The sequence below is a fragment of the Devosia sp. genome, from assembly GCF_036406155.1.
Lineage (GTDB): Bacteria > Pseudomonadota > Alphaproteobacteria > Rhizobiales > Devosiaceae > Devosia_A.
The window spans coordinates 1-16,757 of record NZ_DASWVV010000013.1; the positions used below are offsets into that span (position 1 = coordinate 1).

Below are 16,757 nucleotides of genomic sequence, written 5' to 3' on the forward strand. Positions count from 1 at the left end.
CTGGCGGCGCCGGCCACCCGCCGGCGCGCGGCCGAACTCGGCATCGCGCTGCAGAAAATCGCCGGTACCGGGCCGGGCGGCGTGGTCACGCCCGAGGACCTCGAGCGCCATGTGGCCGCCGCGGCGTCGGCCGGCTTGGCCTCCCACCCGGGGGTCGACAGCGTCAGGATCACCGGCCTGCGCCGCATCATCGCCGGGCGCATGCAGGATGCCGTGCGCACCATCCCGCACTTCACCTATATAGAGGAGTGCGACCTCACCGCGCTCGAAAGCTTGCGCGCCCAGCTCAATGCCGAGGCCCCGCAGGGCGCCTCCAGGCTGACGCTGCTGCCCTTCTTCATGCGCGCGCTGGTGCGGCTGCGGCCGGCGTTCCCCTCGATCAACGCCCATTACGACGGCGAGGAGGGAGTGCTGCACGTGCACAGCTCGGTGCATGTCGGCATCGCCACCCAGACCGCCGGCGGGCTCATGGTCCCGGTCGTGCGCCATGTCGAGACACTCGGGCTGTGGGACTGCGCCCGCGAGGTGGCGCGCGCCGCCGCCGCCGCGCGCGATGGCACTGCGGCCCGCGCCGACCTCACCGGCTCCACCATCACCCTCACCAGCCTCGGGCCGCTCGGCGGCATCGCCGCCACCCCGATCATCAACGCTCCGGAAGTTGCCATCATCGGCCCCAACCGGCTGGTGCAGCGTCCCGTTGTGGTCGACGGCCGCATCGAGATCCGGACGATGATGAACCTGTCCTCGTCCTTCGATCATCGCATCATCGACGGCTACGAGGCGGCGCGCTTCATTCAGGCGCTGAAGCGGCTGCTGGAGCAGCCGGCGCTGCTGTTCATGGAGGCGCCGTGAGCCGGCGGCTGCATTCCTCGCCACCGGCTTGCCGTACCGGGGCGCGGCTGGCACGATCGGGCCGTGCCGGCCAGGGCGCCCATCAAGGAGAGGGCTGACATGGCAGTGCCGACCGCCGACTTCGATTTCGGGTTGGGCGAAGCCGCCGACCTGCTCCGCGCCAGCGTGCGCCGCTTCGCCGTCGACCGCATCGCGCCGCTGGCCAGGGAGATCGACGCCGAGGATCGCTTCCCCGTCGAGTTGTGGCCGCAGATGGGGGCGCTGGGCCTGCACGGCATCACCGTCGAGGAGGCGTTCGGCGGCCTCGGCCTCGGTTATCTCGAGCACGTCGTCGCCGTCGAGGAGGTGTCGCGGGCCAGTGCGTCGGTGGGCCTGTCCTACGGCGCGCACTCCAATCTGTGCATCAACCAGATCCGGCGCTGGGGCAGCGACGCCCAGAAGCGCCGCTACCTGCCGGGGCTCATCTCTGGCGAGCATGTCGGCGCGCTCGCCATGTCGGAGCCCGGGGCCGGCTCCGACGCGATGGGCCTGCAGCTCAGGGCCGAGCGGCGCGGCGCGAACTATGTGCTCAACGGCACCAAGTTCTGGATCACCAACGCCGCCTGTGCGCGCACGCTCGTGGTCTATGCCCGCACCGGCCCCGAAGGCGCGAAAGGGATAACCGCCTTCATCGTCGACAGCGACATGCCCGGATTTTCCGTTGGCCAGCACATCGACAAGCTGGGCATGCGCGGCAGCCCCACGGGCGAACTGGTGTTCCGCGACTGCGAAGTGCCGGCCGAAAACGTGCTGGGGGCCGAGAACGGCGGCGCGGCGGTGCTGATGTCGGGCCTCGACTACGAGCGCACCGTGCTTGCCGGCATCCAGCTCGGCCTCATGCAGGCCTGCCTCGACGTGGTCTTGCCCTATGTGCGCGAGCGCCGCCAGTTCGGCCGGCCGATCGGGGCGTTCCAGCTGATCCAGGCCAAGGTCGCCGACATGTACGTGGCCCTCAACTCCGCCCGTGCCTATGTCTATGCCGTGGCGCGGGCCTGCGACGCCGGCAGCATGACCCGCGCCGACGCCGCCGGCGCCATTCTCCTCGCCAGCGAGAACGCCGTGCGCGTCAGCCTCGAGGCGGTCCAGGCCCTGGGCGGGGCGGGCTACACCAGGGACTGGCCGGTCGAACGCTTCCTGCGCGATGCCAAGCTGCTCGATATCGGCGCCGGGACCAACGAGATCCGCCGCATGCTGATCGGCCGCGAGCTGATCGGGGCGGGGCCGTGAACGCCCCGGTCATCGCCAGTTCGGTCGTGGTCGGCGACGAGGCCTTCCGGCGCCGGCAGGCCCATCATACGGCGCTGCGCGACGAGCTTGCGGCCCGCGTGGCGGTGGCGGCACGAGGCGGCAGCGAGGCGGCGCGCCGGCGCCACCTCGCCCGCGGCAAGCTGCTGCCGCGGGAGCGCGTCGCGGCGCTGCTCGATCCCGGCGCTCCCTTCCTCGAACTCTCCCAGCTCGCCGCCAACGGCCTGTATGGCGACGAGGTGCCGGGGGCCGGGCTCATCGCCGGCATCGGCCGCGTCAGCGGGCGGCAGGTAATGATCGTCGCCAACGACGCCACGGTGAAGGGCGGCACCTATTATCCGCTGACGGTCAAGAAGCATTTGCGGGCACAGGAGATCGCCGCGGCCAACCGGTTACCCTGCATCTACCTCGTCGATTCGGGCGGCGCCAACCTGCCGCACCAGGCCGAGGTGTTTCCCGACCGCGAGCATTTCGGCCGCATCTTCTTCAACCAGGCGACGATGTCGGCCGAGGGCATCGCCCAGCTCGCCTGCGTCATGGGTAGCTGCACCGCCGGCGGCGCCTATGTCCCGGCCATGTCGGACGAGAGCGTCATCGTTGCCAACCAGGGGACCATCTTCCTTGCCGGCCCGCCGCTGGTCAAAGCCGCCACCGGCGAGGAGATCGACTCCGAAACCTTGGGCGGGGGCGAACTGCATGCGCGCCGCTCCGGCGTCGTCGACCATCTCGCCGACAACGACAGCCACGCCCTGACCATGTTGCGCGACATCGTCGCGACGCTGCCGCCCGACCGCGTGCCCGACATCGCACTCAGCGAGCCGCGGCCGCCCCGCTACGACGCGCAGGAGCTCTACGGCATCCTGCCCGAGGACGGTCGCACCGCCTACGACGTGCGCGAGATCATCGCCCGCATCGTCGACGACAGCGCCCTGCACGAGTTCAAGGCGCTGTACGGGGCGACGCTGGTGTGCGGCTTCGCCCATATCTGGGGCATGCCGGTCGCCGTCCTCGCCAATAACGGCGTGCTCTATTCGGAAAGCGCCCTCAAGGGCGCGCATTTCATCGAGCTTGCCTGCCAGCGCCGCATCCCGCTGCTGTTCCTGCAGAACATCTCCGGCTTCATGGTCGGCGGGCGCTACGAGGCGGAGGGCATCGCCAAGCACGGCGCCAAGCTGGTGACGGCAGTCGCCACCGCACAGGTCCCCAAGATCACGGTGATCATCGGCGGCAGCTTCGGCGCCGGCAATTACGGCATGGCCGGCCGGGCCTTCGCGCCGCGCTTCCTGTTCACCTGGCCCAACAGCCGCATCTCGGTCATGGGTGGCGAGCAGGCGGCCGCCGTGCTGGCCACCGTCAACGCCGATGCCGGGCGCTGGAGCGAGGCCGAGCGCGAGGCGTTCAAGGACACGATCCGGGCGCGCTACGAGGCCGAGGGCAACCCGTGGTACGCCACCGCCCGGCTGTGGGACGACGGCGTCATCGACCCGGCGCAGACGCGCGACGTACTCGGCCTCGCCTTCGCCGCGACGCTCAACGCGCCCATCCCGGCGCAGGCCCGCTTCGGCCTTTTCCGCATGTGAGGGGGCGACGGTGATCGGGTCGCTGCTCATCGCCAATCGCGGCGAGATCGCCTGCCGCATCATGCGCACGGCGCGCCGCCTCGGCATCCGCACCGTGGCCGTCTATTCCGACGCCGATGCCGGCGCGCTGCACGCGCGCGAGGCCGACGCGGCGGTGCGTATCGGCCCGGCCGCGGCGGCAGAGAGCTACCTGGACGGCGCCCGGCTCATCGCCGCCGCCCGCGCCGCCGGCGCCGACGCCATCCATCCCGGCTACGGGTTCCTCTCGGAGAATGCCGGCTTCGCCCAGGCGGTGCTTGATGCCGGCCTCGTCTGGGTCGGGCCGCCGCCCGCCGCCATCGCCGCCATGGGCAGCAAGGACACGGCCAAGCGCCTGATGCAGCAAGCGGGCGTCGCCACCGTGCCGGGCTACATGGGCAACGACCAGAGCCCGGCGCGGCTGGCTGCGGAAGCGGCGGCGACCGGCTATTCGGTCCTCATCAAGGCGGTGGCCGGGGGCGGCGGCAAGGGCATGCGCAAGGTCGAGCGGGAGGAGGACTTCTCTGAAGCGCTCGCCGCCTGCCGGCGCGAGGCGCAGGCCGCCTTCGGCAATCCCGACGTGCTCATCGAGAAATGGATCGACAACCCGCGCCACATCGAGGTGCAGGTGTTCGGCGACACCCATGGCCGGGTCGTGCACCTGTTCGAGCGCGACTGCAGCATGCAGCGCCGCCACCAGAAGGTGATCGAGGAGGCGCCCGCGCCCGGCATGGACGCGGCGGTGCGGCAGGCGATCTGCGCCGCCGCCGTGCGGGCGGCAGAGGCCGTGGATTATGTCGGCGCCGGCACCGTCGAGTTCATCGCCGACGCCGGCGAGGGCCTGCGTGCCGACCGCATCTGGTTCCTCGAGATGAACACCCGGCTGCAGGTCGAGCACCCGGTGACCGAGGCCATTACCGGGGTGGACCTCGTCGAGTGGCAGTTGCGTGTCGCCGCCGGCGAGCCGTTGCCGCGGCGGCAGGAGGAACTCGGCATCGACGGCTGGGCCATGGAGGCGCGGCTCTATGCCGAGGATCCGGCCCGCGGCTTCCTGCCCTCGGTCGGCCGCATCGAGCGCTTCGCCGTCTCCGGGGGCGGGGTGCGCGTCGACGCCGGCGTCGCCGCCGGCGACAGCGTCGGCGCCTGGTACGACCCGCTACTGGCCAAGCTCATCGCGCACTGGCCGACGCGCGCCGAGGCGATCGCCGCGCTACGTACGGCGCTGGCCGATGGCGTCACCGGCCCGCTGGTGACCAATGCCGGTTTCCTCCATCGCCTGCTCGGCGATGCCGACTTTGCCGCCGCCCGGCTCGATACCGGGCTGATCGCGCGCCATGCCGAGAGCCTCGCCACCCCGCCTCCGCCCGGCCCCGAGGCGCTGCGCGCTGCCGCCACCCAATTGCTGGACGTCGCCGGCGCCACGCCATGGAGCAGCCGTTCGGGGTTCCGGCTCAACGCCCCGCCGGAGTGCCGCGCGACGCTGGTCGACCAATATGGGCGGCGCCACGCCGTGGACATCGGCGGCATCGCCGGAACGAACCGGCCGGAGGCGGCCCACACGATCCACGACGGCGGCGAACCATACGTGCTGCGGCTGGCGCGCACCGATGCGGCGCCCGCCGCCGACAGCCGCGACGGCCTGTTGCGGTCGCCCATGTCCGGCCGCATCATCGCCGTGCCGGTTGCGCCGGGAGACAGGGTCGCCGCCGGGCAGGTCGTGGCGGTGGTCGAGGCCATGAAGATGGAACTGGCGCTCACCGCGCCGTTCGCCGGCACCGTCGCCGAAGTCGGCGCGGCGGTGGCCGACCAGGTCGAGGAAGGGGCGCTGCTGGTGCGTCTCGACGGCGAGGAGGGATGAGGGATGGCGGGCCGGTACTACGAGCAATGGTGGGTCGGCGACGTCATCGAGCACGCCCTGCGCCGCACCGTCACCGAGACGGACAATCTGCTGTTCACGACGATGACGCACAACAGCCAGCCGCTGCATCTCGACGCCGAGGCGGCGCGGGCCAGCGAGTTCGGCCGCATCCTCGTCAACGGCACCTTCACCTTCGCGCTGATGGTGGGGCTGAGCGTCGGCGACACCACGCTGGGGACGCTGGTCGCCAACCTGGGCTACGACAAGGTGGTGATGCCCGCGCCGGTGTTCATCGGCGACACGCTGGCGTGCCGGAGCGAGGTGACGGCGCTGCGCGAGAGCCGCTCGCGGCCCGAAGCCGGCATCGTCACCTTCGCCCACCGGCTGACCAACCAGTCCGGCGTCGTCGTTTGCTCGTGCCTGCGCACGACGCTCGTCCGGAAGGCGCCGGCATGAGGCTGCGCTCGCTGCTGTTCGTGCCGGGCGATCGCCCCGAGCGCTTCGACAAGGCGGTGGCGAGCGGCGCCGATGCGCTCATCCTCGATCTCGAGGATGCGGTGGCGGAGGAGCGCAAGCCGGGCGCCCGCGCCAATGTCGCGGCCTTCCTCGCCGCGCGTCCCCCCGCGCCGTGCCTCGTCCGCGTCAACCCGCTCGACAGCCCCTTGCTGGCGCTCGACGTCGCGGCGCTGGCGGCGACGCCCCCGGCGGGCGTGGTGCTGCCCAAAGCGGCCGGCGCCAGCGCGATCACCACCCTGTTCGCCCGCCACGGCGCGACTCTCGGCCCGGCCCGCATCCTGCCCATCGCCACCGAGACGGCGGCCGCGCTCTTCCAGCTCGGCAGCTATGGCGAGGTGGCCGACCGGCTGCTCGGCCTGACCTGGGGCGCCGAGGACCTGCCAGCGGCCATCGGCGCGCGCACGGCGCGGCATCCCGACGGCAGCTATACGCCGCCGTTCGAGCTGGTGCGCGCGCTTGCCCTGTTCGCCGCCCACGCCGCCGGGGTGGCGGCGATCGAAACGGTGTTTCCCGGCCTCGACGATCTCGACGGGCTGGCGCGTTATGTCGGCAATGCCCGCCGCGACGGCTTCGGCGGCATGCTGGCCATCCACCCGCGCCAGGTCGGGCCGATCAATGCCGGCTTCACCCCCGATGCCGCGGAAGTCGCGCAGGCCCGGGCCGTGGTCGAGGCCTTCGCCGCCGCCCCCGGGCGGGGGGCGGTGCGGTTCGCCGGCCGCATGCTCGACCGCCCGCATCTGCTGCACGCGCGCCGCCTCCTCAGCCAGGCGGGCGAGGACGCCGGGGAATAGCGCTGATCTTGCTTCGGCAAAAGTTGTCGACAGAAGTTTTGTCCGTCGCGCCGCATTGACAAGAAACCGGAGATTTGCTCCGCTGCGCTGTGCCAGTTCTGTCGACAGAAGCATCCGTCATGCCGGCAACTGGGTCATTAGGCGCGTCGCGCCATTCGGCACTGATCGGCGGGAGAGGGCGGTTCGGTCCTCCCGCGCCGGCGCGCACAAGGAGGAATCAAAACATGAACATGAAATCCGCACTCCTGCCGATCGCCATGCTGGCGGCGATGGCAACCGGGCCCGTCCTGGCCCAGGTCAACGTCATGATCCCGGCCGGTACCGGCGGCGGCTGGGACGGCACGGGGCGCCAGGCCATGGCCGCCATGAACGAGGCCGGCATCTATACCGGCGGCGTCAACTTCACCAACACCGGCGGCGCCGGCGGCACCATCGGGCTGGCCGAGTTCCTCGGCAACTCGACCGGCCAGCCCGACGCGCTGGCGGTGTTCGGCGCCATCACGGTCGGTGCCATCGAGCTCAACAAGTCGCCGGTCAAGCTCTCCGAATTCCGCCCGCTGGCCCGGCTGACCGCCGAGTACCTCGTGGTGGCCGTCGCCGCCGATTCCCCGATCAACTCGCTCAAGGACCTGGCCGAGGCGCTGAAGGCCAATCCGGGTGGCACCGCCATCGGCGGCGGTTCGGCCGGCGGCGTCGACCATATCGCCACCGCCCTGTTCGCGAAGGCAGCCGGCGTGCCGGTCGGCGACATCAACTACATCCCGCAGACCTCGGGCGCCGAGACGGTGACCGGCATCGTCAACGGTACGCTGGTGGCCGGCATTTCCGGTACCTCCGAATTCGTGCCGTTCGCCGAGCAGGGCCGCATCAAGCTCCTCGGCGTGACCTCGGCTGAGCGCCGGGCCGGACTCGACGTGCCGACCTTCAAGGAAGCCGGCTATGACGTCGAGCTTGCCAACTGGCGCGGCTTCCTCGCCGCCCCGGGGGCCCCGGACGACAACTACCAGCTGTGGATCGACCGCTTCACGCAGCTGAGCAAGTCGGATGCCTGGAAGAAGGTGCTGGAGACGCAGGGCTGGGACGACTACTTCCTCGCCGGCGAGGAGTTCGGCAAGTTCATCGCCGCCGAGACCGAGCGCCAGGGCCAGATCCTGCGGGACGCGGGCCTTGTCCAATAACGGGACGCCAGACCTTTCGGAGCAGGGGGGCGGCCGCGAGGCCGCTTCCCACCAAGCCCCGCGGCCGTTCTGGATCGGCCTGCTGGTCATGGCCATGGGCGCCATCTGGCTCTACGGCGCCTCCAGCCTGCCGCAGGGGGCGCGCTACGCCGCGGTCGGGCCGGGGCTGTTCGTCACCATCACCGGGGCGGGCCTGGTCCTGCTTGGCGGCATCCTCGTGCTGCAGATCTGGCGCGGCGAGCGCTTCGAGCCGCAGGATGCCGAGGACGCGGCCGCCAATTCGCCGATGGATAAGCGGGCCTTCATCACCGCCCTCGTCGCCGTCTTCCTGCCGGTCGTGATCATGCCGCCGCTCGGCATGCCGTTCACCGCCACTGTCGCCTTCGCGCTGGTGTGCCGCGCCTTCGGCTCCAGGCACCTGCTCATGGACATCGCCATCGGCGCCGTGCTGGGCAGCCTCGCCTGGGTGCTGTTCACCCAGCTCGGCCTGCAGCTCGGGCGGTTCTTCCCGCCGCTGGGTGTGTAAGCGATGGAAACATTTGCCTTCCTGATCGACGGTTTCGCCGTCGCCCTGCAGCCGCACAACCTGATGTGGGCCCTGATCGGCTCCGTGCTCGGCACCGTCATCGGCATCCTGCCCGGTATCGGGCCAGCCCTGACCATCGCGCTGCTGCTGCCGGTGACCATCGCGCTCGCCCCGACCTCGGCCTTCATCATGTTCGCCGGCGTGCTCTACGGCGCCATGTATGGCGGCTCGACCACCTCGATCCTGCTCAACACGCCGGGCGAAGCCGGCTCCATGATGACGGCGCTCGAGGGCAACCGCATGGCGCGCGCCGGGCGCGGCGCCGCGGCGCTGGCGACCGCCGCCATCGGCTCCTTCGTCGCCGGCACCATCGCCACGCTGCTCTTGACCTTCGCGGCCCCGGCCATCGCCGAGCTCGCCTTCTACTTCAAGCCCGCCGATTACTTCGCGCTCACCGTGCTCGCCTTCACCTCGGTAGCGGTGGTCATGGGCACTTCGCGCGTGCGCGGCTTCATCGCGCTGTTCATCGGGCTGGCGCTCGGGGTCGTCGGCATCGACACCATGGCCGGCCAGCCCCGCCTGACCTTCGGCATGATGCAGCTGCTCAAGGGCATCGAGCTCACCGTGGTGCTGGTGTCGCTGTTCGCGGTCGGCGAGATGCTGTACGTGGCCAGCCGCTACCGCAAGCTCCCCGCCAAGATCACCCCGACCAAGGGGCTTGCCTGGATGACGCGGGAGGATTTCGCGCGCTCGTGGAAGCCGTGGCTGCGCGGTACCGCCATCGGCTTCCCGATGGGCGCGCTCCCCGGCGGCGGCTCCGAAATTCCCACCATGCTCAGCTACACGCTGGAAAAGAAGCTCGCCCGGCACGACGAGTTCGGCAAGGGCGCCATCGAGGGCGTGGCCGGACCGGAGGCAGCCAACAACGCCTCGGCGGCCGGCGTGCTGGTGCCGCTGCTGACGCTGGGGCTGCCGACCTCGGCGACCGCTGCCGTGCTGCTCGCTGCCTTCCAGAACTACGGGCTGCAGCCGGGGCCGTTCCTGTTCACCTCCAACCCGCAGCTGGTGTGGGGGCTGATCGCCTCGCTCTATGTCGGCAACCTCATGCTGCTGGTGCTCAACCTGCCGCTGGTCGGGCTGTGGGTCAGGCTGCTGCTGATCCCGCGTCCGCAGCTCTATGCCGGCATCCTGGTGTTCGCCATGATCGGCATCTGGGGCGTCGCCCGCTCGTGGATGGATTTGCTGATCATGGCCGTGGTCGGGCTCATGGGCTACGTCATGCGGGTTTACGATTTCCCCATCGCGCCGGTGCTCATCGGCCTCATCCTCGGCCCCATGGCCGAGAACTACCTGCGCACGGCGCTCGCCGCCGGGCAGGGCAACCCCATCGTGCTGGTGTCGACCCCGGTGTCGGCCACGCTGATGGTGCTGGCGGTGCTGTTCTTGGCGCTGCCGCCGCTGCTGAGACGCCTCAGGGCAAACGCATGAACCGGGCCGTTCCCGCGGGGACGGCCCCCATTACCCGGTACCAGTCAGGAAGACTTCGCTTCAGATGATCAAGCATCACGTCAAGGTTCACCCGTCGGCCGCCAACCTGCCGCGCGAGCAACAGCTGGCCTGGGCCATCGCGCGCTTCGCCGCCAAGGCCGGGCCGGTGGAGCCCGATGTCGCCGAGATGATCGCCTGCCGCATCGTCGACAACGCCGCGGTCGCGCTCGCTGCCATCAACCGCAAGCCGGTGGCGGCCGCCCGCGCCATGGCGCTGGCGCATCCGCGCAAGGGCGGCGCCAGCCTCTACGGGCTCGGGCCGGCGACCAGGGTCGATGCCGAATGGGCGGCCTGGGCCAACGCCACGGCGGTGCGCGAGCTCGATTTCCACGATACCTTCCTTGCCGCCGACTACGCCCATCCGGGCGACGCCATCTCCCCGCTCGTCGCCGTGGCCCAGCAGCTGGGGCTCGACGGGGCGGCGCTCGTCCGCGGCATCGCGGTCGCCTACGAGGTGCACGTGGCGCTGGTCAAGGCCATCTCGCTGCACAAGTACAAGAAGGACCACATCGCCCACCTGGCGCCCGGCACCACCGCCGGCATCGGCGCCATGCTCGGCCTGCCGGTCGAGGTCATCTTCCAGGCCATCAACCAGACGGTCCACCTCGCCTTCTCCACGCGGCAGTCGCGCAAGGGCGAGATCAGTTCGTGGAAGGCGTACGTGCCGGGCCATTCGGGCAAGCTCGCCATCGAAGCCGTCGACCGCGCCATGCGCGGGGAGGCCTCGCCGTCGCCGATCTACGAGGGCGAGGATTCGGTGATCGCCTGGATGCTGGGCGGACCCAAGGACGAATACGACGTGTGGCTGCCGGCCGACGGCGACAGCCCGCGCGCCATCATGGAGACCTATACCAAGGCGCATTCGGCCGAATACCAGGCGCAGGCGCTGATCGACCTCGCCATCGACCTCGCGCCGAAGATCGGCGACCTCGGTCGCGTCAAGGACATCCTGCTCGAGACCAGCCACCACACCCACTACGTCATCGGCACCGGCGCCAACGATCCGCAGAAGCTCGACCCCGGCGCCACCCGCGAGACCCTCGACCACTCGATCATGTACATCCTCGCGGTGGCGCTCGAGGATCGCACGTGGCACCACGTCGACAGCTACACCAGTGCCCGCGCCCACCGCCCGTCGACCGTGGCGCTGTGGCACAAGATCCGCACCGTCGAGACCCCGGAGTGGACGCAGCGCTACCATGAGCCCGATCCGGGCAAGCGCGCCTTCGGCGGAAGGCTGGTCGTCACCCTCGATGACGGCACCGTCGTCACCGGCGAGCGCGCCGTGGCCGACGCCCATCCCAACGGCGCGCGGCCGTGGCGCTGGCCCGATTATGTCGGCAAGTTCGCGACGCTCACCCGTGAGCTGCTCGCCGACGCCGAACGCGAGGCGTTCTGTGCCGCGGCGCTCGCCGTCCCGACGCTGCGGGCAGGCGAACTCGACCGCCTGCTGCCGGCCCTCGGCGCCGGCGACGTCGTGCCCTCGGCGCCGACCGGCGAGGGCATCTTCGACCGCGGGCTGGAGTAGGCGCATGCTCAGCCAGGACATCAACAAGGCCTTCCGCGCCCGGCTCGAGAAGGGCGGCGCCCTGCTGCTGCCGGGCGCGCCCAACGCGCTCACCGCGCGCGTCATCGAGGACATGGGCTTCGAGGCCGTCTACCTCACCGGCGCCGGCCTCACCAACACCTATCTGGGCATGCCCGACCTCGGCTTTGTCGGCCTCGCCGAAATCGCCCAGCACACGGCGACGCTGCGCGACGCGGTAGACCTGCCCATCATCGTCGATGCCGATACCGGCTTCGGCAACGCCCTCAACGTCCGCCACGCGGTGCGCACGCTGGAGCGGGCGGGGGCCAGCGCCATCCAGCTCGAGGACCAGGTGAGCCCCAAGCGCTGCGGCCATTTCTCGGGCAAGGACGTGGTGGCGCTCGGCGAGGCCCGCAGCCGCATCCGCGCCGCCGTCGACGCCCGCCAGGACCCCAACCTCCTGATCCTGGCGCGCACCGACGCGCGCGCCACGCTCGGCTACGAGGCGGCGCTGGAGCGGGCCGCGGCCTTCATCGAGGACGGCGCCGACATCACCTTCGTCGAGGCCCCCGAAAGCCTCGAGGAGATCCGCGGCATCCCGGTCCGACTCCAGGGCACGCCGCAGCTCATCAACCTCGTGGTCGGCGGCCGCACCCCGATCCTCGATTTCGCTGCCCTCGACAGCATGGGCTTCAGCCTCGTGCTCTACGCCAACGTCGCCCTGCAGGGCGCCGTCTACGGCATGCAGGCGGCTCTCGGCCAGCTCAAGCAGACCGGCAGCGTCGACGAGTCGGGGCCGGTCGCGAGCTTCAGCGAGCGCCAGCGGCTGGTCAACAAGCCGCTCTACGACGCGCTGGAGAAGCGCTATGCCGACGACGCCGGCTAAGCCCGCTCCAGCCGAAACGCGGCCGGCAGCGCCCGAGGAGGCGCTGCCGCTCGCCGATGCGCTGTTCAGCACGATCAGCGAAGCCATCGTCAAGGGCGAGTTCGGGCCGGGCACCAAGCTCAGCGAACCCCGCCTCGCTGCCCGCTACGGGGTCAGCCGCGGGCCGCTGCGCGAGGCCATCCGCCGCTTGGAAGAGCGCCGGCTGGTGCAGCGCTCGCCGCGCCAGGGCGTGCGCGTCGTCATCCCCTCGCCGGAAACGGCGGTCGAACTGTTCAAGATCCGCGAGGTGCTCGAAGGCCTCGCGGCGCGCGAAGCGGCGCGCCACTGCACGCCGGCGGACGCGGCCACCCTCAGGGCCATGCTGGCGACGCACCGCAGGGCGCTCGAACAGCCCGACGCCATGCTCTACTGGCAGGACACCGCCAACGCCGATTTCCACTTCTTCGTCGCCCGGCTGGCGCACAGCGCCCAGCTCTTCGACCTGTTGTGTAACGAATACTACACGCTGTTCCGTCTCTACCGCATGCAGCACCGGATCGTGCCGGGCCGGGCGCTGAAGGCGCTCGCCGAGCACGAGCGCATTGCCGAGGCGGTGGCCGACCACGATGCGGAACTGGCCGAATATTTGATGCGCCGGCACATCGCCTCGGCCCGCAAGGGGCTGGAAGCGGGCATTGCCGCCCGGGCGGCGGCAAACGGGTCGGCGTAGGAGCCGGATGCATCGACCCTAGCTTGTCGCGCTCACGTGCAGCACCGGACGATAGCCCGCCCGAAGCGCGGCGAGGGTCGAGGGCGGCGTCAGCACGCCGTCGAAGGCCGCGGGGACATCGCCGGCGACGTAGCCGGCCGGCGTCCACGACAGCAGCCGGCCCCCCGGCGCGACCAGGTACGGGCGCGCGCCGACGGCGAGCATGGTGCCCTCGGGCAGCGTCCGCCACGCGCCGGCCAGCTTGTGCAGGCGCTTGCGTCTGCCCGCGAGGCGCTCGCCATGCAGCACCGCGTCCAGTTCCTTGACCGGGAGGGGAACGGTACCGTTCCCTGCCGCCCACGCGGCCCGGAAAGCCAGCGCCGCGGCGCGCCGGCAGGCAAAGCACGGCCGGTGCCCGGCGGCGAGCGCCGTCGCCTCGTCGAGGAAGAACAACTCGGTCCAGTTGCGCCGGCCCATCACCGGGCGCCAACGCCCCTTGTAGGAGCAGCTGCACACGATCCACGCTTTGCTGGCCCAGCGCCGGCGCAGCAGCGTCTTTGTCGTCGGGTCGTGGATGATGCCACGATTGCCGGTGAACAGGCCACGCTCGGGGATGGCGACGATGTCGCCGAAGGGGGTGACGCGGTTCTGTAGCGGCATCGGCCGTTCCTTCGGTCGCGGGCGCGCGTGTTCAGCCGGTGCGCCGGCCGCTGGCGCGGTTGAACGGATGCAGCGCCGCTGCGCTCAGCTGCGCGGTGACCATGGCGCCGTCGGCGAGGTCGGGCCGGCCCGTCACCTCGATGGTGATCAACTGGTCCGAGCCGTCGAGCCGCAGGTGCAAATGGCTCTCCCCGCCCACCGGCTCGATGAGTTCGACCACGGCGGCGAGCGGAATCGCGGGTTCGCTCGTGGCGTCGATGCCGATGCTGTCGGGGCGGACGCCGACGACGTCGGTGCCCTCCGGCAGCGCCGGGATGGAGCCGCCGGCCTTCTCGCGCAGGTAGGCCATGTCGAAGAAGTTCATCGGCGGCGAGCCGATGAAGCCGGCGACGAACAGCGAGGCGGGGGTGGCGTAGAGTTCGGTCGGGCGGCCGGCCTGCTCGATGCGGCCGGCATTCATCACCACCAGCCGGTCGGCCAGCGTCATCGCCTCGAGCTGGTCGTGGGTGACGTAGAGGCTGGTGGTCCCGAGCGTGCGCTGCAGGCGCCGTATCTCAACCCGCATCTGGCCCCGGAGCTTGGCGTCGAGATTGGAGAGGGGCTCGTCGAACAGGAAGGCCTTGGGCTGGCGCACGATGGCGCGCCCCATGGCGACGCGCTGGCGCTGCCCGCCCGAGAGCTGGCGCGGCTTGCGGTCGAGGAAGGGGGCAATCTCGAGGATGCGGGCCGCTTCGGCGACGCGCTCGTCGATCACCGGGCGCGGCGTGCCGCGGTTCTTGAGCCCGTATTCAAGGTTCTGGCGCACGCTCATATGCGGGTAGAGCGCGTAGTTCTGGAAGACCATGGCGATGTCGCGCTCGGCCGGTTCGAGCTTGTTGACGACCTTGCCGTCGATCGAGACGGTGCCGGCGGTGATGGTCTCCAGCCCGGCGACCATGCGCAGCAGCGTCGATTTTCCGCAACCCGAGGGGCCGACCAGCACCACCAGTTCGCCGTCGCCCACGGCGAGGTCGATGCCGCGCACCGCCTCGACGTTGCCGGCGTAGGTCTTGCGCACCCCGACGAGGTCGATCGTCGCCATTGTTCTATTTCTCCGTTTCGACCAGGCCCTTGATGAACAGGCGCTGCATGAGGATGATGACCAGGACCGGCGGCAGCATGGCCAGCATCACCGCCGCCATCACCAGGTTCCAGTAAGGGTCGCTGTCGGCGACGGCCGCCAGCCGCTTGATGCCCATGACGAGCGTGTAGTAGCGGCTCTCGGTGGTGACCAGCAGCGGCCACAGATACTGCACCCAGCCATAGATGAAGAGGATGACGAACAGCGCCGCGATATTGGTGCGGCTCAAGGGCAGCAGGATGTCGCGGAAGAATTTCATCGGGCCGGCGCCGTCGACGCGCGCCGCCTCCATCAGTTCGTCCGGGATGGTGAGGAAGAACTGGCGGAACAGGAAGGTGGCGGTGGCCGAGGCGATGAGCGGCACGGTCAGGCCGGCATAGGTGTTGAGCAGGCCGAGATCGGCCACCACCTTGAAGGTCGGCATGATCCTGACCTCTACCGGCAGCATCAGGGTGATGAAGATCATCCAGAAGGCAAGCAGCCGGAACGGGAACTTGAAGTAGACGATGGCGTAGGCCGAGAGGATCGAGATCGCGATCTTGCCGATGGCGATGGTGAGCGACATGATCAGCGAGTTGGTGAGCATCAGCCACACCGGCGGCGCCCCGGCGGTGGACAGGCCCGTCGTCCACATCTGGGTGTAGTTCTCGATCAGCCGCGGACCCGGCAGCAGCGGCGCGAGGCCGCTGAGGAAATCGCTGTAGCCGTGGGTCGAGGCGACGAAGGCGAGATAGACCGGAAACACCACGGTAGCGACCCCGAGGATCAGCACCAGGTGGGTGAGGATGTTGAGCAGGGGGCGGTGTTCCACCATGGTCGGCCGTTCCTAGTACTGCACGCGCCGCTCGACCCAGCGGAACTGGATGGCGGTGAGGGCGATGACGATCAGCATCAGCACCACCGACTGCGCCGAGGACGAGCCGATGTTGAGGCCGAGGAAGCCGTCGGCATAGACCTTGTACACCAGGATGTTGGTGGCCCCGGCGGGGCCGCCCTGGGTGGTGCCGTCGATGATGCCGAAGGTGTCGAACATGGCGTAGTTCATGTTGATGATCATGAGGAAGAACGTCGTCGGCGAGATCAGCGGGAAGACGATGGTCCAGAAGCGCTTGAACGGCCCAGCGCCGTCGATGGCGGCGGCCTCGATCAGCGAGCGCGGCACCGACTGCATGCCGGCGACGAAGAACAGGAAATTGTAGGAGATCTGCTTCCACGCGGCGGCGAGGATGACCAGCAGCATGGCGTCATTGCCGTTGATGCGGTGGTTCCAGCGCACGCCGGCCATGTCGAGCAGGTAGGGCACGATGCCGATGGTGGGGTTGAACATGAACCACCACAAAATGCCGGCGACCACCGGGGCCACGGCGTAGGGCCATACCAGCAGCGTGGTGTAGAGCTTGCCCGAGCGCAGCAGCCGGTTGACGGCGGCCGCCAGCAGCAGCGACACCGTCATCGACAGCACGGTGACGCCGAGGGCGAAGATCGCGGTGCGGCCCAGCGAGTTCAGATATTCGGGGTCGTTGAGCAGCCGCAGATAGTTGCGGAACCAGATGAAGGTGGTGCGGCCCCCGAACGGGTCCTCGCGCTCGAACGAGGAGCGGACCGCCTGCGCCGCCGGCCAGAGGAAGAAGACGATGGTGATGGCCAGCTGCGGGGCGAGCAGCACATAGGGCAGCACCTTGTTGGGAAAGATTGTGCGCTTGGTCTGCATGAAATCCCGCTGC

Annotated in this window: 16 protein-coding genes; 12 read left to right on the forward strand and 4 right to left on the reverse strand. The window is 70.2% G+C overall.

The genetic code is table 11. From position 1 onward, the window contains the following. From VGD93_RS00710 to VGD93_RS00765, 12 genes are all read left to right on the forward strand, one after another. The coding region (locus VGD93_RS00710) for a dihydrolipoamide acetyltransferase family protein (protein ID WP_395008190.1) at positions 1 to 852 on the forward strand (852 nt) is incomplete at its 5' end. 99 nt (positions 853 to 951) lie between these two features. Further along, positions 952 to 2,118, forward strand: coding sequence for an acyl-CoA dehydrogenase family protein (locus tag VGD93_RS00715; RefSeq protein WP_395008191.1), 1,167 nt, complete (start codon positions 952 to 954; stop codon positions 2,116 to 2,118). Positions 2,119 to 2,144: 26 nt separating this feature from the next. Continuing rightward, complete coding sequence (locus VGD93_RS00720) at positions 2,145 to 3,716, forward strand: carboxyl transferase domain-containing protein (RefSeq protein WP_395008216.1); 1,572 nt, start codon at positions 2,145 to 2,147, stop codon at positions 3,714 to 3,716. A 10-nt stretch (positions 3,717 to 3,726) separates the two neighbouring features. Further along, a complete protein-coding gene (locus VGD93_RS00725) occupies positions 3,727 to 5,592 on the forward strand; it encodes an acetyl/propionyl/methylcrotonyl-CoA carboxylase subunit alpha (RefSeq protein WP_395008193.1) in 1,866 nt (621 codons plus the stop codon). Positions 5,593 to 5,595: 3 nt separating this feature from the next. Then, positions 5,596 to 6,048 carry a MaoC family dehydratase gene (locus VGD93_RS00730; RefSeq protein WP_395008195.1) on the forward strand — a complete coding sequence of 151 codons (453 nt, stop codon included), beginning with the start codon at positions 5,596 to 5,598 and terminating at the stop codon, positions 6,046 to 6,048. After that, entirely contained in the window at positions 6,045 to 6,899 is an 855-nt protein-coding gene (locus VGD93_RS00735; RefSeq protein WP_395008197.1) for an HpcH/HpaI aldolase/citrate lyase family protein, read from the forward strand. The genes VGD93_RS00730 and VGD93_RS00735 overlap by 4 nt, the downstream gene beginning before the upstream one ends. A gap of 224 nt (positions 6,900 to 7,123) precedes the next feature. Next, the gene (locus VGD93_RS00740; RefSeq protein WP_395008199.1) at positions 7,124 to 8,077 is read left to right on the forward strand and encodes a tripartite tricarboxylate transporter substrate binding protein; all 954 of its coding nucleotides are present in this window, start codon (positions 7,124 to 7,126) and stop codon (positions 8,075 to 8,077) included. Then, positions 8,067 to 8,603: a tripartite tricarboxylate transporter TctB family protein gene (locus VGD93_RS00745; protein ID WP_395008201.1), complete on the forward strand. Its 537-nt coding sequence runs from the start codon at positions 8,067 to 8,069 to the stop codon at positions 8,601 to 8,603. Before VGD93_RS00740 ends, VGD93_RS00745 begins: the two co-directional genes overlap by 11 nt. Positions 8,604 to 8,606: 3 nt before the next feature. Continuing rightward, positions 8,607 to 10,091, forward strand: coding sequence for a tripartite tricarboxylate transporter permease (locus tag VGD93_RS00750; RefSeq protein WP_395008203.1), 1,485 nt, complete (start codon positions 8,607 to 8,609; stop codon positions 10,089 to 10,091). Positions 10,092 to 10,155: 64 nt separating this feature from the next. Next, complete coding sequence (locus VGD93_RS00755) at positions 10,156 to 11,679, forward strand: MmgE/PrpD family protein (protein ID WP_395008205.1); 1,524 nt, start codon at positions 10,156 to 10,158, stop codon at positions 11,677 to 11,679. Between the two features lie 4 nt (positions 11,680 to 11,683). Beyond that, a complete protein-coding gene (locus VGD93_RS00760; protein ID WP_395008207.1) occupies positions 11,684 to 12,565 on the forward strand; it encodes an isocitrate lyase/PEP mutase family protein in 882 nt (293 codons plus the stop codon). After that, on the forward strand, positions 12,546 to 13,274 hold the full coding sequence (locus VGD93_RS00765) for a GntR family transcriptional regulator (protein WP_395008209.1): 729 nt from the start codon (positions 12,546 to 12,548) through the stop codon (positions 13,272 to 13,274). The genes VGD93_RS00760 and VGD93_RS00765 overlap by 20 nt, the downstream gene beginning before the upstream one ends. 18 nt (positions 13,275 to 13,292) lie before the next feature. Here VGD93_RS00765 and VGD93_RS00770 read toward each other — a convergent pair whose 3' ends face one another. The 4 genes from VGD93_RS00770 to ugpA are packed head-to-tail and all read right to left on the reverse strand — an operon-like array spanning position 13,293 to position 16,744. After that, positions 13,293 to 13,913 (reverse strand): hypothetical protein, encoded by a 621-nt coding sequence (locus tag VGD93_RS00770; RefSeq protein WP_395008211.1) that lies wholly within the window; start codon positions 13,911 to 13,913, stop codon positions 13,293 to 13,295. A 31-nt stretch (positions 13,914 to 13,944) separates the two neighbouring features. Further along, positions 13,945 to 14,994, reverse strand: a complete 1,050-nt coding sequence (gene ugpC / locus VGD93_RS00775; RefSeq protein ID WP_395008212.1) for a sn-glycerol-3-phosphate ABC transporter ATP-binding protein UgpC — start codon at positions 14,992 to 14,994, stop codon at positions 13,945 to 13,947. Between the two features lie 4 nt (positions 14,995 to 14,998). Further along, positions 14,999 to 15,847: a sn-glycerol-3-phosphate ABC transporter permease UgpE gene (gene ugpE, locus VGD93_RS00780; protein ID WP_395008214.1), complete on the reverse strand. Its 849-nt coding sequence runs from the start codon at positions 15,845 to 15,847 to the stop codon at positions 14,999 to 15,001. 12 nt (positions 15,848 to 15,859) lie between these two features. Continuing rightward, positions 15,860 to 16,744, reverse strand: coding sequence for a sn-glycerol-3-phosphate ABC transporter permease UgpA (gene ugpA / locus VGD93_RS00785; protein ID WP_395008218.1), 885 nt, complete (start codon positions 16,742 to 16,744; stop codon positions 15,860 to 15,862). Positions 16,745 to 16,757: the final 13 nt, after the last annotated feature.

Bases quoted from the DNA above. Each gene is read 5' to 3' on its own strand.
- VGD93_RS00760 (WP_395008207.1), top strand. From the start codon at position 11,684: ATGCTCAGCCAGGACATCAACAAGGCCTTCCGCGCCCGGCTCGAGAAG.
- VGD93_RS00755 (WP_395008205.1), top strand. From the start codon at position 10,156: ATGATCAAGCATCACGTCAAGGTTCACCCGTCGGCCGCCAACCTGCCG.
- VGD93_RS00730 (WP_395008195.1), top strand. From the start codon at position 5,596: ATGGCGGGCCGGTACTACGAGCAATGGTGGGTCGGCGACGTCATCGAG.
- VGD93_RS00735 (WP_395008197.1), top strand. From the start codon at position 6,045: ATGAGGCTGCGCTCGCTGCTGTTCGTGCCGGGCGATCGCCCCGAGCGC.
- ugpC (WP_395008212.1), bottom strand. From the start codon at position 14,994: ATGGCGACGATCGACCTCGTCGGGGTGCGCAAGACCTACGCCGGCAAC.
- VGD93_RS00740 (WP_395008199.1), top strand. From the start codon at position 7,124: ATGAACATGAAATCCGCACTCCTGCCGATCGCCATGCTGGCGGCGATG.
- ugpA (WP_395008218.1), bottom strand. From the start codon at position 16,744: ATGCAGACCAAGCGCACAATCTTTCCCAACAAGGTGCTGCCCTATGTG.
- VGD93_RS00715 (WP_395008191.1), top strand. From the start codon at position 952: ATGGCAGTGCCGACCGCCGACTTCGATTTCGGGTTGGGCGAAGCCGCC.
- VGD93_RS00770 (WP_395008211.1), bottom strand. From the start codon at position 13,913: ATGCCGCTACAGAACCGCGTCACCCCCTTCGGCGACATCGTCGCCATC.
- VGD93_RS00750 (WP_395008203.1), top strand. From the start codon at position 8,607: ATGGAAACATTTGCCTTCCTGATCGACGGTTTCGCCGTCGCCCTGCAG.
- ugpE (WP_395008214.1), bottom strand. From the start codon at position 15,847: ATGGTGGAACACCGCCCCCTGCTCAACATCCTCACCCACCTGGTGCTG.
- VGD93_RS00765 (WP_395008209.1), top strand. From the start codon at position 12,546: ATGCCGACGACGCCGGCTAAGCCCGCTCCAGCCGAAACGCGGCCGGCA.